16 protein-coding genes are annotated in these 16437 nt (G+C 71.2%); 9 read left to right on the top strand and 7 right to left on the bottom strand.

Annotation, left to right across the window (positions count from 1 at the left end; genetic code table 11):
• Positions 1-11 precede the first annotated feature (11 nt).
• From ACWD2L_RS04110 to ACWD2L_RS04130, 5 genes are all read left to right on the top strand, one after another.
• Positions 12-764, top strand: coding sequence for a PIG-L deacetylase family protein (locus tag ACWD2L_RS04110; protein WP_351330800.1), 753 nt, complete (start codon positions 12-14; stop codon positions 762-764).
• The gene (locus ACWD2L_RS04115) at positions 764-1459 is read left to right on the top strand and encodes a 4-carboxy-4-hydroxy-2-oxoadipate aldolase/oxaloacetate decarboxylase (RefSeq protein ID WP_351330798.1); all 696 of its coding nucleotides are present in this window, start codon (positions 764-766) and stop codon (positions 1457-1459) included. Before ACWD2L_RS04110 ends, ACWD2L_RS04115 begins: the two co-directional genes overlap by 1 nt.
• On the top strand, positions 1456-2499 hold the full coding sequence (locus ACWD2L_RS04120) for a PrpF domain-containing protein (protein ID WP_351330796.1): 1044 nt from the start codon (positions 1456-1458) through the stop codon (positions 2497-2499). The genes ACWD2L_RS04115 and ACWD2L_RS04120 overlap by 4 nt, the downstream gene beginning before the upstream one ends.
• The gene (locus ACWD2L_RS04125) at positions 2496-3449 is read left to right on the top strand and encodes a catechol 2,3-dioxygenase (RefSeq protein WP_351330794.1); all 954 of its coding nucleotides are present in this window, start codon (positions 2496-2498) and stop codon (positions 3447-3449) included. The genes ACWD2L_RS04120 and ACWD2L_RS04125 overlap by 4 nt, the downstream gene beginning before the upstream one ends.
• An 80-nt stretch (positions 3450-3529) precedes the next feature.
• Positions 3530-4891 carry an MFS transporter gene (locus ACWD2L_RS04130; RefSeq protein ID WP_351330792.1) on the top strand — a complete coding sequence of 454 codons (1362 nt, stop codon included), beginning with the start codon at positions 3530-3532 and terminating at the stop codon, positions 4889-4891.
• A gap of 90 nt (positions 4892-4981) precedes the next feature.
• Here ACWD2L_RS04130 and ACWD2L_RS04135 read toward each other — a convergent pair whose 3' ends face one another.
• Positions 4982-5590 (bottom strand): TetR/AcrR family transcriptional regulator, encoded by a 609-nt coding sequence (locus ACWD2L_RS04135; RefSeq protein WP_351330790.1) that lies wholly within the window; start codon positions 5588-5590, stop codon positions 4982-4984.
• A 119-nt stretch (positions 5591-5709) separates the two neighbouring features.
• Here ACWD2L_RS04135 and ACWD2L_RS04140 point away from each other — a divergent pair, with 119 nt between their 5' ends.
• Positions 5710-6423, top strand: coding sequence for an SDR family NAD(P)-dependent oxidoreductase (locus ACWD2L_RS04140; protein ID WP_351330788.1), 714 nt, complete (start codon positions 5710-5712; stop codon positions 6421-6423).
• A 14-nt stretch (positions 6424-6437) separates the two neighbouring features.
• On the opposite strand, the gene ACWD2L_RS04145 is transcribed toward ACWD2L_RS04140, so the two are convergent.
• A complete protein-coding gene (locus tag ACWD2L_RS04145) occupies positions 6438-7028 on the bottom strand; it encodes a TetR family transcriptional regulator (RefSeq protein ID WP_351330786.1) in 591 nt (196 codons plus the stop codon).
• Positions 7029-7109: 81 nt separating this feature from the next.
• Between ACWD2L_RS04145 and ACWD2L_RS04150 the strand changes: the two genes are divergently transcribed.
• A complete protein-coding gene (locus tag ACWD2L_RS04150) occupies positions 7110-7931 on the top strand; it encodes a class I SAM-dependent methyltransferase (RefSeq protein ID WP_451187178.1) in 822 nt (273 codons plus the stop codon).
• A gap of 352 nt (positions 7932-8283) precedes the next feature.
• Here ACWD2L_RS04150 and ACWD2L_RS04155 read toward each other — a convergent pair whose 3' ends face one another.
• Together ACWD2L_RS04155 and ACWD2L_RS04160 are read right to left on the bottom strand one after the other, a co-directional pair.
• Positions 8284-9978: a tetratricopeptide repeat protein gene (locus ACWD2L_RS04155; protein ID WP_351330959.1), complete on the bottom strand. Its 1695-nt coding sequence runs from the start codon at positions 9976-9978 to the stop codon at positions 8284-8286.
• A gap of 177 nt (positions 9979-10155) precedes the next feature.
• Positions 10156-11343 carry an FAD-dependent oxidoreductase gene (locus ACWD2L_RS04160; RefSeq protein ID WP_351330785.1) on the bottom strand — a complete coding sequence of 396 codons (1188 nt, stop codon included), beginning with the start codon at positions 11341-11343 and terminating at the stop codon, positions 10156-10158.
• 107 nt (positions 11344-11450) lie between these two features.
• Here ACWD2L_RS04160 and ACWD2L_RS04165 point away from each other — a divergent pair, with 107 nt between their 5' ends.
• Together ACWD2L_RS04165 and ACWD2L_RS04170 are read left to right on the top strand one after the other, a co-directional pair.
• Positions 11451-12146: a TetR/AcrR family transcriptional regulator gene (locus ACWD2L_RS04165; protein WP_351330783.1), complete on the top strand. Its 696-nt coding sequence runs from the start codon at positions 11451-11453 to the stop codon at positions 12144-12146.
• A gap of 52 nt (positions 12147-12198) precedes the next feature.
• A complete protein-coding gene (locus ACWD2L_RS04170) occupies positions 12199-13197 on the top strand; it encodes an NAD-dependent epimerase/dehydratase family protein (RefSeq protein WP_351330781.1) in 999 nt (332 codons plus the stop codon).
• A 27-nt stretch (positions 13198-13224) separates the two neighbouring features.
• Here the strand turns inward: ACWD2L_RS04170 and ACWD2L_RS04175 are convergent, their stop codons facing one another.
• From ACWD2L_RS04175 to ACWD2L_RS04185, 3 genes are all read right to left on the bottom strand, one after another.
• The gene (locus ACWD2L_RS04175) at positions 13225-13611 is read right to left on the bottom strand and encodes an ankyrin repeat domain-containing protein (RefSeq protein ID WP_451187181.1); all 387 of its coding nucleotides are present in this window, start codon (positions 13609-13611) and stop codon (positions 13225-13227) included.
• An 87-nt stretch (positions 13612-13698) separates the two neighbouring features.
• On the bottom strand, positions 13699-15162 hold the full coding sequence (locus ACWD2L_RS04180; protein WP_351330777.1) for a catalase: 1464 nt from the start codon (positions 15160-15162) through the stop codon (positions 13699-13701).
• 156 nt (positions 15163-15318) lie between these two features.
• The gene (locus tag ACWD2L_RS04185) at positions 15319-16437 is read right to left on the bottom strand and encodes a sensor histidine kinase (RefSeq protein WP_351330958.1); all 1119 of its coding nucleotides are present in this window, start codon (positions 16435-16437) and stop codon (positions 15319-15321) included.

The following is a 16437-nucleotide window of genomic DNA, read 5'->3' on the forward strand; positions in this document are numbered from 1 at the left end:
GAGATGCAGCAATGACCAACGGCCACGCGCCCGCCACCCCGCCACGATCGACCCTGGTCGTCACCGCGCACGCCGGGGACTTCGTGTGGCGGGCCGGCGGTGCCATCGCGCTCGCCGCCGCCCGCGGCGAGAAGGTGAGCATCGCGTGCCTGACGTTCGGGGAGCGCGGCGAGTCAGCCAGGGCCTGGCGGGAGGGCAAGAAGCTCGACGAGATCAAGGCGCTGCGCCGCGACGAGGCGGAGCGGGCCGCCGCCACCCTCGGCGCCGACGTCCACTTCTTCGACGCCGGTGACTACCCGCTGCTGGAGAGCGCCGAGTTGACCGACCAGCTGGTCGCCGTCTACCGCGACACCCAGCCGGACGTCGTGCTCACGCACACCGTCGAGGACCCGTACAACGGCGACCACCCGGCCGCCAACCGCATGGCCCTCCAGGCCCGCATCCTCGCGCAGGCCATCGGCTACCCCGGCGAGGGCGAGATCATCGGCGCCCCGCCCGTCTTCTACTTCGAGCCGCACCAGCCCGAGATGAGCGGCTTCAAGCCGGAGGTCCTCCTCGACATCACCGAGGTCTGGGACACCAAGCGCAAGGCCATGGAGTGCCTGGGCGCCCAGCAGCACCTGTGGGAGTACTACACCGACCTGGCCGTACGCCGAGGTGTGCAGCTCAAGCGCAACGCCGGGCCCAACCTGGGGCTCGCCCACAAGACCATGGCCGAGGCGTACATGCGCCCGTACCCGCAGATCGCGAAGGAGCTCTCCTGATGCCCGGCGTCATCGTCACCAACCCGCCCAAGGCCGAGGCCAAGGACGTCGAGGCGCTCGCCGGATACGGAGTCGCCACCGTCCACGAGGCGATGGGCCGCACCGGCCTCCTCGGCCACCACCTGCGCCCGAACCAGCAGGACACCCGCATCGCCGGCACCGCCGTCACCGTGCTGTCCTGGCCCGGCGACAACCTCATGATCCACGCGGCCGTGGAGCAGTGCGGCGAGGGCGACATCCTCGTCGTCACCACCACCTCGCCGTCCACCGACGGCATGTTCGGCGAGCTGTTCGCGACCGCGCTCCAGAAGCGGGGCGTGCGTGGCATCGTCACCAACGCCGGGATCCGGGACACCGTCGAGCTGCGCGAGATGGGCTTCCATGCCTGGTCGGCGGCCGTTTCCGCGCAGGGCACCGTGAAGGCGACCGGCGGCAGTGTCAACGTACCGGTCGTCATCGGGAGTGAGACCATCCGTCCCGGTGATGTCATCGTCGCGGACGACGACGGTGTGGTGGTGGTGCCCCGCGAGCGCGCCCGCGAGGCCGCCGAGAAGTCGCAGGCCCGCGAGGAGAAGGAGGCCGCCACCCGCGCCGCCTTCCTGGAGGGCCAACTCGGCCTGGACCGCTACGGGTTGCGCGACACCCTCAAGCGGCTCGGCGTCGAGTACCGCACGTACGAGGAGCACACCTCGTGACCGGGCCCGAGGAGCTGCGCTGCATGGTGATGCGCGGTGGTACCTCCAAAGGCGCCTACTTCCTCGCCGACGACCTGCCCGCCGAACCGGCCGCCCGTGACGACCTGCTGCTGCGGGTGATGGGCAGCCCCGACCCGCGCCAGATCGACGGCATCGGCGGCGCCCACCCCCTCACCAGCAAGGTGGCGGTGGTGTCACCTTCGGAGGATCCGGACGCCGACGTCGACTACCTGTTCCTCCAAGTGGGCGTCGACGAACCCGTGGTGTTGGACCGTCAGAACTGCGGAAACATCCTCTCCGGCATCGGCCCGTTCGCGGTCGAGCGGGGCCTGGTGCCCGCGGGGGAGACGGGGACCTCGGTCCGAATCCGCATGGTGAACTCCGGTGACCGGGCGACCGCCACGTTCTCGGGAAGCCCCGCGGCCGGCGTCGACGTGGTCATCGAATTCCCGCCGGGAGAAGGGCAATTGCTGCCCACCGGGCACCTCCGGGACACCGCCGCCGGCGTCGAGGTGACCTGCGTCGACAACGGCATGCCGACCGTGCTCGTCCCCGCCGATGCCCTCAAGGTCACCGGATACGAGGACCCGCAGGAGCTGGAGGCGGACGCCGAGCTGGCTTCGCGGGTGCGTGACATCCGGCTCGCGGCAGGGGAGTTGATGGGCCTCGGTGACGTCTCCGACACCACCGTCCCCAAAGTGACCCTGCTCGCCTCGCCCCGCCACGGCGGCGCTGTCACCACCCGCACCTTCATCCCGGTGCGCTGCCACACCGCCATCGGGGTGCTCGGCGCCGCGAGCGTCGCGGCAGGTCTCCGTATCGAGGGCAGCGTGGCGAACGGCATCGCCCAACCGCCCTCGGACTGCGACCGGTTGCGCATCGAGCACCCCACCGGCTCCACCGACATCGAAAGCAGCATCACCACGGGCCCCGACGGCCTTCCCGCGGCCCGCAGAACCGCCGTCGTCCGCACGGCCCGCAAACTCTTCGACGGCACGGTCTTCCCGCGCCCCGCACGCACGTCAGGAGAACCCCGATGACCCCGCCCCTCGGCGACATCGCGCACATCGGCCACGCCCAGCTGTTCACCCCGGACCTGGACGCCAGCGTCGGCTTCTTCACGGACTTCCTGGGCCTGACCGTCTGCGACCGCCGCGACGACACCGTCTACCTGCGCACCTTCGACGACTACGAGCACCACAGCCTCGTCCTCACCGCCCGCGACCAGCCCGGCCTCGGCCGGATCGCACTGCGCACCTCCAGCGAGGAAGCACTGCAACGCCGCGTCAAGGCGGTCGAGGAGTCCGGCGGCACCGGCCACTGGACCGAGGACGAGCCCGGCCTCGGCAAGCTGTTCGTCACCACCGACCCGGACGGCCACGAACTCGCCCTCTACTGGGACAGCGAGCACTACCAGGCGCCCGACGAGCTCAAGCCCGCCCTGAAGAACCAGCCGCAGGCCAAGCCCAACCGCGGCGTCGGTGTCCGCCGCCTCGACCACGTCAACTTCCTGGCCTCGGACGTCGCCCTCAACGCCGACTTCCACTCCGACGTCCTCGGCGCGCGCCCCACCGAGCAGATCCAGCTCGACACCGGCCGCATCGCGGGCAAGTGGCTGACCTTCACCAACAAGTCGTACGACGTCGTCTACACCGAGGACTGGACCGGCGCCAACGGCCGCCTGCACCACATCGCCTTCGCGACCGACAACCGCGAGGACATCCTGCGCGCCGCCGATCTCGCCATCGACAGCGGCGTGTTCATCGAGACGGGCCCGCACAAGCACGCCATCCAGCAGACGTTCTTCCTTTACGTCTACGAACCCGGCGGCAACCGCATCGAGTTGTGCAACCCGCTCACCCGCCTCGTCCTCGCGCCCGACTGGCCGCTGATCACCTGGACCGAGGAAGAGCGCAAGAAGGGCCAGGCCTGGGGTCTGAAGACCATCGAATCCTTCCACACCCACGGAACGCCGCCGATCAAGCCCTGACCGCCAAACGTCCCCGCACACCCCAACCCACCCATTGATGACCGGGCCGCCACCGGACAGCCCGGACGAGAGGAACAACGATGTCCTCGCGTTACCGCTCCGCCCTGCCCAAAAACGTGGCCTCCGCACCCGCCGAGGACCCCTCCCGCCGCAGCCGCGCCATCGTCATCGCCCTGTGCTGGGCGCTGGTGTTCATCGACGGCATCGACACGTTCATCTACGGGTCCGCGCTGCCGCACATGCTCGGGTCGAAGGCGCTCGGCCTGACCGACGCCACCGCCGGTGACATCGGCAGCTACACCACCTTCGGCATGCTGATCGGCACCATCCTGTCCGGCACCGTCAGCAACTGGGTGGGCCGCCGCAAGACCGTCTTCACCTCGGTCGTCGTCTTCACCATCGCCACCGTCGGCTGCGGATTCGCGCAGAGCGCCGGGGTGTTCGGCTTCTTCCGTCTGGTGTGCGGCTTCGGCCTCGGCGCGCTGCTGCCGATCGCCATCTCGTACGGCATGGAGTTCACGACCGGCGCCCGCAAGGCGCTCGCGACCGGTGTCATCATGACGGCCCATCAAACAGGCGGCGCCGTGGCCCCGTTGCTCGCGCTGTGGCTGATCGACGACTTCGGCTGGCGCTCCGCGTTCCTCGTCGGCGCGATACCCGCGCTGATCTTCCTGCCGCTCGCCCTGAAGCTGCTGCCCGAGTCGCCGACCAACCTGCTGACCCGCGGCCGCACCACTGACGCGCAGGCACTCGCGGGCAGATACGGCCTCGAACTGCCCGAGCCCAAGGGGCACGCCGCCGACAAGCTGGAGAGCATCAAGTCCCTGTTCCGCGGCCGCCAGTGGCTGACGACGCTCTGCTTCTGGCTGACGTCCTTCGCGGGCCTGCTGCTCGTCTACGGGGTCGGCCAGTGGCTGCCGAAGATCATGGGCGACCTCGGATACGACACCGGTGACTCGCTGCTCTTCTCGACGTTCCTCAACGTCGGCGGCATCGTCGGCATGCTGGTCGCGGGCCGCCTCGCCGACCTGATCGGCCCGCGCCGCATCGTCATCCTCTGGTTCGCGCTGACCGCGGTCTTCGTCTACCTCATGGGCGTGCACATGTCGGTGGCCGTGCTGTACGGCGTCGTCTTCCTCGCCGGGCTGCTCCTGTTCAGCGGCCAGACGATGGTGTACGCGACGGTCGGCTCCCACCACCTGGAGGAGGATCGGCCCACCGCGCTCAGCTGGGTCTCCGGCATGGGCCGCTTCGGCGCCGTCTTCGGCCCGTGGATGGGCGGCCAGCTGCTCGCGGCGGGCCACGCCGACCTGGGCTTCTCGATGTTCGCCGTGGCCGCCGTGTTCGGCGCGGTGATGATGGCGCTGGCCGCGCTCACCATCAGGGTCGGGGCGAAGCGGGGGAGCGGGGACCGGAACGGGGCGCCGGCGCTGGCCGGTTGACCCGATGACACGGCGATGTGGCCCGGTCCCTGAATGGGACCGGGCCGCATCGCGTGCGTTTAGGTACAGGTGTTGGCCGCGTACCTGGGGTCAGTCGCGCACCGCGGCCAGGGACGTGTCGTACAGGTCGATGATGTCGCCCTTGCCGCCGCCCGCGACCCACGTCATCGAGGCGGCGTCCAGGCAGGCGAACGCCGTCGCGATCACCGCGCGGGCCCTCGGGTTCGCGCTGCCGGGGGCGATGCCCATGCGTGCCTCGATGAGCGGCAGTGCGTCCTCCTGGAGTCGCATCCGCTTCTCGAGCCAACCGGCGCGCAGCGAGGCGGTGTTGTGCAGGAGCCGGAACCGCTCCAGGGCCTGCTCGCGGCTGTCGTGCAGCGCCAGTACGGCGACGATGGCCGCGCGCAGGGTGTCCCAGACGTCGGCTTCGGCGGGCTGTGCGTCGATCGTGTCCGTCAGGACGCGCCCGAACTGTTCCTGGCCTCCGCCGAGGAGGTCCTCCTTGGTGCCGAAGTAGCGGAAGAGGGTGCGCTGGGAGACGCCGGCCTCCCGGGCGATCTGGGCGGTGGTCGTCTCGTCGTAGCCCTGCTCGGTGAAGAGTCGCAGGGCCGTCTCGAGGATCTCCTGCGAGGCCAGTTGCCGCGTCCGGTCCCAGAGTGTCGCCGGTGCGCCTGCCGCCGTCTTGGCTTCCTGCTTCATGGGCTCAGGCTATCCCAGCGCTGCCAGGGTGGCAGTCGCGTGATGTTTGGCAGTGACTGTCAGGTAGGCGTAGGCTGTCAGTTCCTACCTACCTCGGGCAGCACATAGAGGGGCGCACCATGTCTGCACCTGCAGCTTTGATCACCGGTGGAACCAGCGGCATCGGCAAGGCGACCGCCGAACTGCTCCGCTCGCGCGGCTTCCGCGTCATGGTCACCGGCGTCAGCAATGTCGCCGGGGCCGGCCTCCCCGAAGACATCAAGGTCGTTCGGGCCGATGCGCGGTCCCTGGCCGACCTCGACCACGTGATGGATCTGGCGCGCCGGGAGTTCGGCTCGCTCGACCTGTTGTTCCTCAACGCCGGGATTTCCCGGCCGGGCCCGATGGAGTCGACCGACGAGGACGCCTTCGACGCCCTGTTCGACATCAATGTCAAGGGCAACTTCTTCACCCTGCAAAAGGCGCTCCCGCTCCTCGGGGAGGGGGCGTCGGTCGTGTTCACCGTGGGAGCAGGGGAAGGGATCGGAGCCGCCATGGCGGCCGCCAAGGGCGCCCTGCTGCCCCTCGTGCGGTCCCTCGCGCTCGAACTGGCCCCGCGCCGCATCCGTGTCAACGCCGTCAGCCCAGGGCTGATCGACACCCCTGCCTACAGCAAGCTGGGTGTCACCCGGGAAATGATCGACTCATGGGGTGAGGGCGTCCCGCTCGGCCGCGTCGGCGCTCCCTCCGAGGTCGCCGAGGCCGTGGCCTTCCTGGCCTCGGACGCCGCCGGCTACATCACCGGCGAGAACCTCGCGGTATCCGGCGGCATCGGCGTGCATGCCGGCGCCTGACGGGCCGCCCGCCGCTAGCGGGGAAGCGCCCCGGCGACGGCGGACGTGACGACGCGGCGGACATCCGCCTCCGCGGGCGGGCCGTCCTCCCGGTTCGCGTACAGCAGGTGGCCCGAGCCGATCAGGGTGAGACCCAGCGAGTCGATGTCCGTGCCGGGCGCCAATCGGCCCGCCCGGCGCTCCGCTTCGAGGTACGAGCGGAGCATGGCGGTGGCGTCCGCGAGGACCGTCACACCGGGGCGTCCGGCCGCCCGCAGCCGCGCGCGCAGGCCGTCGCGGAAGGTGAGCAGGCCGACCATGGCGACGACGACCGGGGTGAACAGGTCCGCCAGCGCCTCGGTGAGGACGTCGACGACGGTACGGGTGCCGGCGGACGCGACGAGCGCGGCGGCCCGTTCCTCCATGCGGCCCGCGCGGTCGATGACGAGGTCGGCCAGGAAGGCGTCGAAGTCGGCGAAGTGGCGGTGCAGCACGCCCTTCGCGCAGCCCGCCTCCGTGGTGACCGCCCGGCTGGTGAGCGCGGCGGCCCCGTCCCGCATGAGGACGCGCTCGGCCGCGTCGAAGAGCTGCTCGCGCACATCGCGTATGGCCACACCGGTCGGCACCTGCGCTTCTCCTTCGTACGACTCGGGTGTCTGACTGCGGCAACAGTAGAAGAGTGGGCGAGTGCCCACTATGGTGGGCGCATGCCCACTCGTGACGTGAAGCCCACTGAGGCCGCTGCGAACCAACCGCACAAGGCGCGCGCCATGGCCGAGTCCTTCGGCGCCGACCCCGAGCGCTACGACCGCACCCGGCCCCGCTACCCCGACGCCCTCGTCGCCCGGATCGCCGCCGCCGCGCCCGGCCCCGACGTCCTCGACGTCGGGGCCGGCACCGGCATCGTGTCCCGCCAGTTCCGGGCGGCGGGCAGCACCGTCCTCGGTGTCGACGTCGACGCGCGCATGGCGGAGTACGCCCGCGGCCGCGGACTCGACGTGGAGGTCGGCAGGTTCGAGACCTGGGACGCGGCGGGCCGCACCTTCGACGCGGTCGTCGCGGGACAGACCTGGCACTGGGTCGACCCGGTCGCCGGAGCCACGAAGGCCGCCGACGTACTGCGGCCCGGCGGACGCCTCGCCCTCTTCTGGAACGTCTTCCGCCCCGGCCCCGGCCTCGCGGCCGCCTTCGCCGCGGCCCACCGCGCAGCCCTGCCCGACTCGCCGCGCAACCCGTGGGACCGCCCCACCCTCGACGCGTACGGCGCGATCTTCACGAAGGTCGCCGACGGTCTGCGCGACACCGCCCGGTTCGGCGAACCCGAGGAGTGGCGCTTCGACTGGGAGGCCACCTACACCCGCGACGCGTGGCTGGAACAGATGCGCACCAGTGGCGAGGCGGGCACGTACCGGCCGGAGCAGTTGGAGGGGCTGCTCGCGCGCACGGGCGCCGCGATCGATGCGATGGGCGGCGGGTTCACCCTGCCGTACACGGCGGTGGTGGTCACGGCGGAGCGTGCCGAAGTCTGACCCCGGGGCCGTCGATGCGGGCCCGGCGGAGCCCGATTGTCAGTGGTGGGTGCTTCCCTGGAGTCGTAACGGAAGGGGAAGCAGCAGTCATGACAGAGGAAGGTCGGCGTCGGCAGCCTGGTGGGGACCTGTGTGTCCGGCGGCATCCGGACACACAGGTGGAGTGCGTGCTCCCCGACACGCACTATCCGCGCCCGCACCACGCATTGGACGGGACGACGTGGCACGACGGGCTGTGCGGGGCCTGCCACGGGAGCGGGAGGCGCGAGGGGGAGGTGTGCGGTGACTGCCGTGGCGGCGGGTTCTGCCTGTTGGAGGAGCAGGAGTGAGCGGATCAGTGGGGGAGGTGTCGCTATGCGGAGCCTGAGCAGCAGTCGTCGTTCTCCCCGGGGCTCGCCGGGTCCAGGCGGCAGTAGCACGACGAGCGGATCGGGACGTCCGCCACCGCGAGCGCCGTCGTCAGCTGCGGGGCGATGATCCGGGCCTCCGCGGTGCGGCCGAGCCGGAGCAGGCACTCGTGGTACCCGTGCAGGGCCCAGACGTTGTTGGGGTGGCGCAGCGAGCGGGGGAGGGTGTCGTCGAGGCCCAGGTCGGCGGCGTAGACGGCGGCGGCCTCCGTGACCCTGCCCCGCTCCAGGAGCAGCGCCCCGTACGCGTGGCGGGTCGGCTGCATCCAGCCCCACGGCTCGTCGTAGGGGAGGGTGTCGTCGAGGTGGATGGCGCGGCGGAGGTCCGTAAATGCCTGGTCGAAGTCGCCGCGCCGGTAGGCGAGTTCGCCGTCGAGCATCGCCGCGGCGATGGCGAGGAGGTCGAGGCACGTGTTGTTGTAGACGGTGCGGGATTCGGGCACCCGCTCGACGGCCGCCGTGAAGCGCGCGCGTTCGGCCGCCGCCTCCCGTGTACGGCCCGTCGCGGCGAGGGCGAGGCCCCGGCCGTAGTGGGTCATCGCCGTCGTCACGCAGTACAGATCCGGGTCGTGGGGCAGCGGCAGGTCGATGAGGTCCTGCCAGCGGCCGAAGCGCACCAGGGCGTGCACCCGCATGCCCAGGAAGCCCTCGAGCCAGTCGGCCATGGGCGGGGAGTCGACGCGCATCAGCTCCTCGGGGACCGCCGCCTCGAGCCGGTCCACGGAGTCGAGAGCCACCTCCGCCTGGCCCGCGAACATCGCGGCGTAGAGCCGGAAGTGGAGGTTGTGGCAGCGGTAGAGCGTGTAGAAGTTCATCGCACCGTCGCGGGCCAGCGCCAGCTCGTCCGCCTCGATGGCGCGGGTGTTGGCCGCGATGGTGCGCCGGTAGTCGCCGCACAGCACGTCGATGTGCGTGGGCATGTGGTGCAGATGGCCCGAGTCGGGCACCAGGCCCCGGAGCCGGTCGGCGACGGGGAGCGCCTGCTCGGGCGTCGGTGACATCTCCATGAGGTGGATGTAGAGGTGCAGCAGGCCGGGATGGTCGCGGCCGTCGGGCCGTGCCAGCGCGCGTTCGAGAGCTTCCCGGGCCTCGACGGTGCGGGCGCCCTCGGCGGGGCGGCCGGTGGGCAGATCCCACAGCTGCCAGGGCGTGAGGTTCATCAGGGCGTCGGCGTACAGCGTCGCGACATCCGGGTCCTCCCGATGGTTCGCGTAGACCTTGCCCATGGCCTGCGCGTACTCCTCGTTCCACACGGACTGGTCGGGCGCGGGACCGGCCGACGGGTAGCGGGACGCGAGGGCGTCGATCAGCGCCTGTTCGACGGGTGTGGCGCGTGCGGCGGCGAGCGTGGCGCGCTGGACGGCGTGATGCGTGCGCTCGACGGTCGACGTCAGATCACGCTCGTCGAACGCCTCCCACGGCTTGTTGTAGTTCGGCCCGAGCGCGTAGGCGAGGCCCCAGTGGGCCATGGCGCACTGCTCGTCGGCCTCGATGGCCCGCTCGAAGCAGTCGGCGGCCGCCTCGTGGTGGAAGCCGTACACCCACAACAGGCCCCGGTCGAACCACCGTTGCGCCTCGGGTGACCCCGTGGTGATATCGCGGTGGAAGGATCCCAGGTCGTAATAGCCGTCGTCGTTCACGGGCGCCGCCTTCGACGAGTCTGCCGGGTCCGTCCCGGAGAGGGTCGGTTCCGGCACATTGTCCCGCCAAGGCCGCCGCCGCACCATGGGCGGCGCACGCATGGCGCGGGGGTCAGGGGCGTCGCCGGACCTGTGGGGAGGAGCATCGCCGGCGCCCTTCGGTGGGCTTCGCCGGGGTCAGGCTCGCGCGGCGTCGTATGCCGTCTCCTTCTCACCGGTTCCGGGCCCACCGGCGCTGGTGAAGAAGTCGACGAGCGCGTACGGGGCTCGGTCGCCGAGGCAGAGGTCCAAAATCTCACGCGCGTCCTCGTAGAAGCCGGAGGTGCGGGCGAACATCGCCTCTTCGTAAGCCGCGAGCGCCGCCTCGACGTCGCCGGGGTGTGCGGCGATCGCGGCGCCGAGTTCGGCGCCGTCGAACATCGCCAGGTTGGCGCCGTCGCCGGACGGCGGCATCAGGTGCGCGGCGTCGCCCAGGAGCGTCACGCCCGGCACGCGGTCCCAGCGGTGTCCGTCGGGCAGCGTGTGGATCATGCGCGCGGCCGGGGCGGCCGCGCCGTCCGTGATCAGCGCCGTCAACTCCGGTGCCCAGCCTTCGAATTCGGCCGCGATGCGGGCCTTGGCCGCGGCGGCGTCCGTGAAGTCGATGTCGGCGAACCAGTCGGCGGAGCGGGCCAGTTGGACGTACGTGTGGATGATGCCGCCGGCCTCGCGGTGCGCGTTGATGCCCTTGCCGGGGGAGGGGGCGAGCAGGGCGCCGGAGCCGACCGCCCCGGCGGCGGCCTCGTGCCGCTCGTCGACGTCGTACAGGTAGGTCTCGACGAACGTCGTGCCGGTGTAGGCGGGGGTGGCGTCCGAGACCAGGGGGCGGACCTTGGACCAGGCGCCGTCGGCGCCGACGAGGAGGCCGGTGGTGACGGTCGAACCGTCGGCGAAGGCCAGCTCGTGGCGGCCGTCGCCGAGCGGGTGGACGCCGGTGATCTTCCGTCCCCACTGGACCGTGCCCTCGGGCAGCGAGTCGAGCAGGATCCGGCGCAGGTCGCCGCGGAGCACCTCGGGGCGCTTCGCGCTGCCGTCGTCGGGCTCGTCGAGCAGCACCTTGCCGTGCTGGTCGAGCACGCGCAGCGCCTCGGCGCCCTCGTGGATGATCGCGCGGAACTCCTCGGTGAGCCCGGCCGCCGCGAGGGCCGCCTGCCCGTCGGCCTCGTGTATGTCGAGCTGGCCGCCCTGCGTGCGGGAGTCCGGCGAGGGATCGGCTTCGTAGACGGTCGCCGGGATGCCGTGAACGTGCAGATCACGGGCGAGGACGAGTCCGCCGAGGCCCGCGCCGACGATGGTGGTGGGTGTGGTGGGTGTGGTGGTTTTCATGATCTTGCTCCGTCCGGGAAGAGGGTTCATCGGGATTCAAGGAGCGACTGGAACGTCGTTCCAATGCCAGTTTGGAACAATGTTCCAGTCGTGTCAAAATGGGACGCATGGCGACCAGGGCACAGCGGGCAGAGCGGCGCACCGACGCGCTCTCCAAGGAGCGGATCGTCGAGGCGGCGATCGGGATTCTCGACACCGAGGGCGAGAAGGGGCTCACCTTCCGCACCCTCGCGGCGCGGCTCGCGACCGGCGCCGGAGCGATCTACTGGCACGTCGCGAACAAGGACGAGCTGCTCGCGGCGGCCACCGACGGAGTCGTCACGCGCGTCGTGACGGACGTGGGCCGCGGCGAGGAACCGCGGGAGGGAATCCGGGCCCTGGCGCTCGGCGTCTTCGACGCGATCGACGTGCATCCGTGGGTGGGGACCCAGCTCTCCCGCGAGCCGTGGGGGTCCGCGCTGCTGCAGATCTTCGAGGGCCTGGGAGGCCGGCTCCAGGAACTGGGCGTTCCGCGGTCCGAGCAGCTCAACTCCGCGTCCGCGCTGCTGAATTACGTCCTCGGGGCCGCCGCCCAGAACGCCGCGAACGCCCGCCTCCCGCTCCCTGTGGGGACCGACCGTTCGACGTTCCTCGGCGGGATCGCCGCACGGTGGACGGAACTCGACGCCGCGCGCCACCCGTTCCTGCGACAGGTGGCGGCGGAACTGCCCGAGCACGACGACCGAGAACAGTTCCTCGCAGGTATCGACCTCATCCTGATGGGCATCGGCGCATACGGCGCCGGGAGTCTTACGGAGTCGTGACACATCGGCCCGTTGCCGAGGTGTGCGGGGCCGAGGGATCTAACGTGGCGGCATGCGAGTTCTGGTCACCGGCGGTGCCGGGTTCATCGGGTCCCATGTCGTCGAGGCGCTGACCGCGCGCGGGCACGACCCCGTCGTGTTCGACGTACGGGAGGACCCCGACGCCGATGTGCGCGACCCCGACGCGGTCGCCCGCGCCCTGGCGGGTGTCGACGCGGTGTGTCACCAAGCGGCCAGGGTGGGTCTGGGCAACGGGGTCGCCGACGCCGCCGAGTATGTCTCCCGCAACGACCTCGGCACGGCCGTGCTGCTCGCCGCCATGGCCGAGGCCGGTGTGTCGCGGCTCGTGCTCGCCGGGTCGATGGTCGTCTACGGGGAAGGGCGCTACGCCTGCGCGCGGCACGGGGTCGTACGGCCCGGACCGCGCGACGCCGCCGACCTGGACGCGGGGCGGTTCGAGCCCAAGTGCCCCGACTGCGGAGCCGAGTTGGCGCCCGGCCTCGTGGGCGAGGAAGCCCCCGTCGACCCGCGCAACGTGTACGCCGCGACCAAGCTCGCGCAGGAACACCTGGCCGCCGCCTGGGCGCGGGCGAGCGGTGGGACGGCGCTCTCGCTGCGCTACCACAACGTGTACGGGCCCCGGATGCCCCGCGACACCCCGTACGCCGGTGTCGCCTCCTTCTTCCGCTCCGCGCTCGCCCGCGGCGAGGCCCCCCGCGTCTTCGAGGACGGCAGCCAGCGGCGTGACTTCGTGCACGTACGGGACGTGGCCGAGGCCAACGCGGTGGCGCTTGAGGCCGACGCCGAGCCGGGCGCGCTGCGCGCCTACAACACGGGCAGCGGCACACCGCACACCGTCGGCGAGATGGCGTCGGCGCTCGCGGCGGCGTACGGCGGGCCCGAGCCCGTCGTGACGGGGGAGTACCGGCTCGGCGACGTCCGGCACATCACCGCGGACTCGGCGCGGCTCCGTGCCGAGCTCGGATGGAAGCCCGAGGTGCAATTCGCCGACGGAGTACGGGAGTTCGCGCGCGCCGCGATGGAACGGTGAGCGCCGACCGGCGGGCCAGTAATGTGCTCAGCGGCTCAGCAGGTGCTCGCGCCCGAACATCGTCGCCGCGGTGCGCGCCGTCGGGGTGCCGACGTCGAGGTCCGCGCCGGCTTCGAGCAGCACCGCGACCACGTCGTCCGCGCCCTTGAACAGGGCCCCGGCGACGGGTGACTGGTCGCGGGCGTTGCGCAGGTCCGGGTCGGCGCCGAGCCGGAGCAGGGCGCGCACCGTGTCGGCGTGAGCGTGGTAGGCGGCCAGCATCAGCAGGCTGTTGTGCTGCGCGTCGGTCACGTCCACGGGCAGACCGTGCTCCACGAACTCCACGAGTTCGGCCGTGCTGCCCTCGCGCGCCAGGTCCTGGGCGAGGGCGACCACCCGCTCCGTCTGCTCGGGCGTCAGTGCGCCGCTGTTCACACGTACCACTCCTGAGGGACGTACGGGATGAGTGTGCCGGGCCCGGCGTGCGGAGTGTTCCGCACGCCGGGCTTCCTGCGCAGGCGATCAGAGCTCGCCCGCGGCCAGGGCCTCGATCGCCTTGCGGACGCCCTCGCCGTAGGCCGGGTCGGCCTGCGTGCAGTTGGCGATGTGCCGCTCGACGGTCGCCTGCGACGCGCCGTCGATCGCGCGCGCCGTGTTCGCGAACAGGACCTGCTGCTGCTCGGCGCTCATCAGCCGGAACAGGTTGCGGGGCTGCTCGAAATAGTTGTCGTCGTCCTCGCGGAAGTTGAACCGGTCGGCGACGGCGCCCACGGCCTGGCTCGGCTCGCGGTAGGCGGGCTGCTCGCGCCAGCGGCCGTACGAGTTGGGCTCGATGCCGGGCGTGGCCCCCTGGTTGCCGTCGACGCGCATGGCGCCGTCGCGATGGTAGGAGTTCACCGGGTTCTTCGGCGCGTTGACCGGGATCTGGTGGTGGTTGACACCGAGCCGGTAGCGCTGCGCGTCGCCGTAGGAGAACAGTCGGCCCTGGAGCATCTTGTCGGGCGAGTAGCTGATGCCCGGCACCACGTTGGCCGGGGTGAAGGCGGCCTGCTCCACGTCCGCGAAGTAGTTGTCGGGGTTGTGGTTGAGCTCCCACTCGCCCACCTCGATCAGCGGGTAGTCCTTCTTCGACCAGACCTTCGTGAGGTCGAAGGGGTGGAAGCGGTAGTTCTCCGCGTCGGCCTCCGGCATGACCTGGATGAACAGCTTCCACTTCGGGAAGTCGCCGTTCTCGATCGCGTCGAAGAGGTCGCGCTGGTGGGACTCGCGGTCCTTGCCGACCAGGGCCTCCGCCTCGGCGTCGGTCAGGTTCTTGATGCCCTGCTGGGTGCGGTGGTGGAACTTCACCCAGAACCGCTCGCCCTCGGCGTTGATCAGGCTGTACGTGTGCGAGCCGAAGCCGTGCATGTGCCGGTACGAGGCGGGGATGCCGCGCTCCGACATCACGATGGTGACCTGGTGCAGGGCCTCGGGGAGGTTGGTCCAGAAGTCCCAGTTGTTCTCGGGGTCGCGCATGTTCGTGCGCGGGTCGCGCTTCACCGCGTGGTTCAGGTCGGGGAACTTCAGAGGGTCGCGGAAGAAGAACACCGGGGTGTTGTTGCCGACCAGGTCCCAGTTGCCCTCGTCCGTGTAGAACTTCAGGGCGAAACCGCGGATGTCGCGCTCGGCGTCGGCCGCGCCGCGCTCACCGGCGACGGTGGAGAACCGGGCGAACATGTCGGTCTTCTTGCCGACCTCGGAGAAGATCTTCGCGGTCGTGTACCGCGTGATGTCGTGCGTGACCGTGAAGGTGCCGAACGCGCCGGAGCCCTTGGCGTGCATACGGCGCTCGGGGATGACCTCGCGGTCGAAGTGGGCGAGCTTCTCCAGGAACCACACGTCCTGCAGCAGCATCGGGCCGCGCGGCCCGGAGGTCATGGAGTTCTGGTTGTCCGCAACCGGTGCTCCCGCGACCGTGGTCAGCGGCTTCTGGTTGTTCTCGGGCAAGGCTGGCTCCTTACGTAGTGCCGGGGCCTGCTCCTGTGGCCGGGAGCGCGACCCGGAATGCTTCGAATCCTATCTTGGACTTTGTCTAAGTCAAGTGAGGTTCCAGACGGGGGTGGGTTCCAGTCAGAGGTGGGTTCCAGGCCACGCCCCCGGCGGTCATAACGGCGCGGAGGTGCTCGGCAGTGTGACCTCGAAGCGGCAGCCACCCGGGATGTTGCGGACCGTGGCCCGGCCTTCGTGCGCCTCCACGATGCCGCGCACGATCGCGAGGCCCAGGCCCGCGCCCGCCGGGGGTGTACGGGCGTGGGTGCCGCGCCAGCCGGTGTCGAAGACGCGCGGAAGATCCTCCTCGGGGATGCCGCCGCAGGCGTCCGACACCGACACCACCACACCCTCCGGCGAGCGGTGCGCGGCGACGGCGACCGTGCCGTCCGCAGGGGTGCGCCGGATCGCGTTGACGAGGAGATTGCCCAGGACCCGGCTCATCTCCTTGCCGTCGACCTCCACCGGCACCGGCTCCACCTCCTCGCCAACGAGCAGCACTCCGTGCTCGCGGGCGAGTGGGTCCGCGCCCGCCAGCGCGTCGCTGACCAGGTCGTACAGGGACATCCTGGCCGGCGCGAGCGGCAGGGCGCCCGCGTGGATGCGGGACAGCTCGAAGAGGTCGCCCACCATGTCGTTGAGCCGCTCGACGTCCGTGCGCATCTGGCGCAGATAGCGGTCCGGGTCGGCGGCCACGCCATCCTCAAGGGCTTCCGCCATGGCGCGCAGACCCGCGAGCGGGGTGCGCAGATCGTGCGAGATCCAGGCGACCAGCTCGCGCCGCGAGGTCTCCAGGGCCCGCTCGCGCTCCCGGGAGGCGGCGAGCTTGGCACTGGTCGCCGCCAGCTCCCGGCTGAGCTCCTCCAACTCGGCGGTGGCCGGAGCGGCGGGCGCGGCGAAGTCGCCGCCGTCGCCGAACGAGCGCGCGGCGACGGCCAGTTCACGGCTTCGGGCCACCACCCAGCGGCCGAGGACGAGCGCGGTCACGAGCGAGACGGCCGCCGCCATCGCCACCACCAGCGTCACCACGGTCAGGTCGTGCGGGGAGAGGAACATCGCCCAGGCCACGGCGAGCGTTCCCGCCAGTGTCGCCACCACGCCGACCGTGGCGACCACGGCGAGCGAAGCGGTCAGCGAGTGCCGCCGCAGCAGCCGCAGCGCACCCGCCCCGGCAAGGCCCGTGGCGGCCGCGCCCGCGAAGGCGTACAGGGCCATGAGGAGGATGTCGTGCAC

The organism is Streptomyces sp. NPDC002754 (assembly GCF_053592315.1).

Coding starts and splice junctions, on each gene's coding strand:
- ACWD2L_RS04110 (WP_351330800.1), top strand. CDS start 12: ATGACCAACGGCCACGCGCCCGCCACCCCGCCACGATCGACCCTGGTC.
- ACWD2L_RS04115 (WP_351330798.1), top strand. CDS start 764: ATGCCCGGCGTCATCGTCACCAACCCGCCCAAGGCCGAGGCCAAGGAC.
- ACWD2L_RS04125 (WP_351330794.1), top strand. CDS start 2,496: ATGACCCCGCCCCTCGGCGACATCGCGCACATCGGCCACGCCCAGCTG.
- ACWD2L_RS04130 (WP_351330792.1), top strand. CDS start 3,530: ATGTCCTCGCGTTACCGCTCCGCCCTGCCCAAAAACGTGGCCTCCGCA.
- ACWD2L_RS04135 (WP_351330790.1), bottom strand. CDS start 5,590: ATGAAGCAGGAAGCCAAGACGGCGGCAGGCGCACCGGCGACACTCTGG.
- ACWD2L_RS04140 (WP_351330788.1), top strand. CDS start 5,710: ATGTCTGCACCTGCAGCTTTGATCACCGGTGGAACCAGCGGCATCGGC.
- ACWD2L_RS04150 (WP_451187178.1), top strand. CDS start 7,110: ATGCCCACTCGTGACGTGAAGCCCACTGAGGCCGCTGCGAACCAACCG.
- ACWD2L_RS04160 (WP_351330785.1), bottom strand. CDS start 11,343: ATGAAAACCACCACACCCACCACACCCACCACCATCGTCGGCGCGGGC.
- ACWD2L_RS04165 (WP_351330783.1), top strand. CDS start 11,451: ATGGCGACCAGGGCACAGCGGGCAGAGCGGCGCACCGACGCGCTCTCC.
- ACWD2L_RS04170 (WP_351330781.1), top strand. CDS start 12,199: ATGCGAGTTCTGGTCACCGGCGGTGCCGGGTTCATCGGGTCCCATGTC.